The organism is Pseudomonas sp. NMI760_13 (assembly GCF_021283245.1).
Taxonomy (GTDB): Bacteria; Pseudomonadota; Gammaproteobacteria; order Pseudomonadales; family Pseudomonadaceae; genus Aquipseudomonas; species Aquipseudomonas peradeniyensis.
In genome coordinates this window covers 1-3,126 of sequence record NZ_JAJSRC010000068.1, presented here as the reverse complement: position 1 = coordinate 3,126, position 3,126 = coordinate 1, and the positions used below count along the sequence as shown (strand labels likewise).

Here is a 3,126-nt window from a genome sequence, read left to right as displayed (position 1 = left end):
GCAATCACCTTCTCGGAAACCCTCGCGAAATTTCGCAGTCGCGACGCCAGAGACCGAGGGTTAGATCATGCCTAGCAAAGTCCTCCATATTCACGGCAGGAGACAATTGGACCAAGCGGCCATCTCGCAGTTCGTCTTCAACCAGAGCTGCCGGCAGAAGTCCTGCACCCTGGCCAGCAAGGATCGCCTTTAGCAGGAGCCCGCTGTCATCGAAGGACGGGCCGCGCGCTGCCATCCGCTCGGGCACATCGTGCGTTTCAAACCACAGGCTCCAGCCCTTCCGTTCGGCATCGTGGACCTGCGGCCAGTGCGCGAGGTCCGATGGTCGGCCAGGAAGCCCCAGCCGCTCGACCAGGCCAGGCGTCGCCACCGCTGCCACCTCAACGGTGACGACACGATCGCTGCGAAGCCCGGGATAGCGGCCCAGCCCGTGCCGGATCGCGACATCCACTTCCGAACGAGAGAAGTCGACGAGCGCGTTGCTGGTGACGATCTGGAGATCAATGTCGGGTTGGATCTCTCGAAAGGATGACAACCGCGGAACGAGCCAGGCCGACGCGAAGAAGGGCGTGGTGCTGACGGTGAGCAGCCCGGAGTCCCGCTGAGCTGCGATCCGCTTGGATGCGTCTGCGATTTGGCGGAATGCATTGCGTATCGAAGGCCCGACGTGCCTGATCTTCTGCAAAATCCAGCCACATCGTCACGATGCGATTGAGCTCGTCAATCTCGGGTTCGTGCAGATAGTTCTTGGCTACAGTGATATCCGCCTTTTGCACACGGCCTGATTTCCAGGTGGTCAGGCCCATGTTCGGACGGTTGCTGTCAGCGCGCTCGGCGATCAGTTCGGCGGCAGTTTTTCCTGTGACGGCGAAGTGCAGCTTATTCTGGATAAAACGGAAAAACTGGGTGGTTTCCGACAACGACGGTGAGTAATCTGCCGCCATTGCAAAAATTTCGCGTACCCGCAGGTACATTCGGCGCTCGCTGGCACGGATGTCGCGGATGCGATCCAGCAATTCATTGAAGCGATCCGGCACTGCTGAATTAGCCACGGGAGGGTTCTTCAGGCGTTCATCGTCCCGCGATCCATCAAGCAAGACCACAAAGCCCGGCCTCGTGCCGGGCTTTGTGCGTTCTGGCGTCCGAGGCGGGAGACTTCCTACCCGCCCCGCGGCAATGTCTGACGCGAAGATCAGAAAACGCCGATATGAACGCGTGCTCGCGGGCGCAACCCTGAGCAGCCGTCCCTGCAACGGAGCGCTGCGTGCCGCGCCTGACCGCACCCCGGCGGCAGGCCGAGGTGTGCGCGCCACTGCCGGCCGCCCACGCCGCTGCGCGTTACGCGCGCCACCTGCCCGAGCGCACGCTGCTGTACGCGCTAGTGCAGGCGCACTACACGGACTTCATCGCGCGTCTTGAGGCCGAAGACCGCCCGCTGCCCGAGTATGTGCGCGAGGAGTTCGAGACCTACCTGCGCTGCGGCGTGCTCGAGCACGGCTTCCTGCGCGTGGTCTGCGAGCACTGTCGTGCCGAGAGGCTGGTGGCGTATTCCTGCAAGAAGCGCGGGCTGTGCCCGAGCTGCGGCGCACGGCGCATGGCCGAGTCGGCGCGGCATCTGGTGGACGAGGTGTTCGGCCCGCGGCCGGTGCGGCAATGGGTGCTGAGTTTCCCGTACCCGTTGCGCTTCCTGTTCGCCAGCAAGCCTGAGGCGATCGGCCCGGTGCTGGGCATCGTGCATCGTGTGATCGCCGGTTGGCTTGCCGATCAGGCCGGCGTGCCGCGGGATACGGCGCAATGCGGCGTGGTGACCCTGATCCAGCGCTTCGGCAGCGCGCTGAACCTGAATGTTCACTTCCACATGCTGTGGCTCGACGGCGTGTACGAGGACACCACCGAGCGTCCGCGGCGCAAGCCGCGCCTGCACCGCACCCGTGCGCCCACATCGGCGCAACTGACGGAACTGGCCAACACCATCGCGCATCGCGTGTGCCGGCACCTGTCGCGCCGCGGCTGGCTCGAAGGCGAAGACGAATCCGTGTTCCTGTCCGACAGCGCGGGTAGCGACGACGGCATGGATGGGCTGCGGATGAGTTCGATGACCTACCGCATCGCCACCGGTCGCGACGCTGGCCGCAAGGTCGTCACGCTGCAAACATTGCCCGGTGACGCAGGCTCGCTGGAGGGCGACGCCGGCAAGGTCGGCGGCTTCTCGCTGCATGCCGGCGTGGCCGCGGAAGCACACGAAAGCCACAAGCTCGAAAAGCTGTGCCGCTACATCACGCGCCCGGCGATCAGCGAGCAGCGGCTGTCGATCTCACCGCAGGGTAGGGTGCGGTATCAGCTCAAGACGCCGTGGCGAAATGGGACCACGCATGTCGAATGGGATGCGGTGGACTTCATCGCCAAGCTGGCGGCACTGGTCCCGCCACCTCGCGCGCATCTCACCCGCTTCCACGGCGTATTCGCCCCGAATGCAAACCTGCGTGCGCAGCTGACGCCCTCGGGGCGCGGCAAGCGGCCTGCGGGCGATGCGGCGCCAGTGGACGTCAGCGCCCACGACGAGCCGCGCAGCCCCGAGCAGAAGCGCCGTGCGATGAGCTGGGCGCAACGGCTCAAGCGGGTCTTTTCCATCGACATCACCACCTGCGCCCACTGCGGCGGCGCGGTGCGGATCGTCGCCAGCATCGAGGAACCCACCGCCATCCGCGCCATCCTCGCCCACTTCGAGAAGCACGGCGCGCTGGAGCAAGCGCACTACCGGCCCGCAGCGCGCGCCCCGCCGCCCGCCGCGTGATGAGGCGCCGGCCACACAGCCGGCAGCCAAGCCAGAGTCCGATCCGATGCGGCCACGACCCCGCAGGGCTGCGCTCGGCCCTGTGCCGGGATTCGGTGAGAAATGGCTACGCACTGAGCCGCTGCGTGGCCCCGCGATGTCGAAAACCCACGCATGAACCCCCGATCTGTGCCCGATCTGTGCCCAAAGCGGCGCTTGCGCGGCCGCTTCCTACCCAGCAGACTGCCCGAAAAGGGCGTTTGAACTTCCTATACGCCGCTCCGTGGATCGGTCGAATGCGTGTGCTGCGCAAAAACCCAGAACCACGGCCAGGAATGCCCGGCGCGCGGATA

The 3,126-nt window shown here is 65.5% G+C and carries 3 protein-coding genes; 1 reads left to right on the top strand and 2 read right to left on the bottom strand.

What is annotated here, in order from left to right; genetic code table 11:
- Positions 1-4: 4 nt before the first annotated feature.
- Positions 5-589: a LysR substrate-binding domain-containing protein gene (locus LU671_RS29125; protein WP_442964160.1), complete on the bottom strand. Its 585-nt coding sequence runs from the start codon at positions 587-589 to the stop codon at positions 5-7.
- The gene (gene rhuM / locus LU671_RS29120) at positions 501-1,103 is read right to left on the bottom strand and encodes a RhuM family protein (protein WP_332875588.1); all 603 of its coding nucleotides are present in this window, start codon (positions 1,101-1,103) and stop codon (positions 501-503) included. The genes LU671_RS29125 and rhuM overlap by 89 nt, the downstream gene beginning before the upstream one ends.
- Positions 1,104-1,312: 209 nt before the next feature.
- Between rhuM and LU671_RS29115 the strand changes: the two genes are divergently transcribed.
- Positions 1,313-2,794 carry a transposase gene (locus LU671_RS29115; protein ID WP_205301408.1) on the top strand — a complete coding sequence of 494 codons (1,482 nt, stop codon included), beginning with the start codon at positions 1,313-1,315 and terminating at the stop codon, positions 2,792-2,794.
- Positions 2,795-3,126 lie beyond the last annotated feature (332 nt).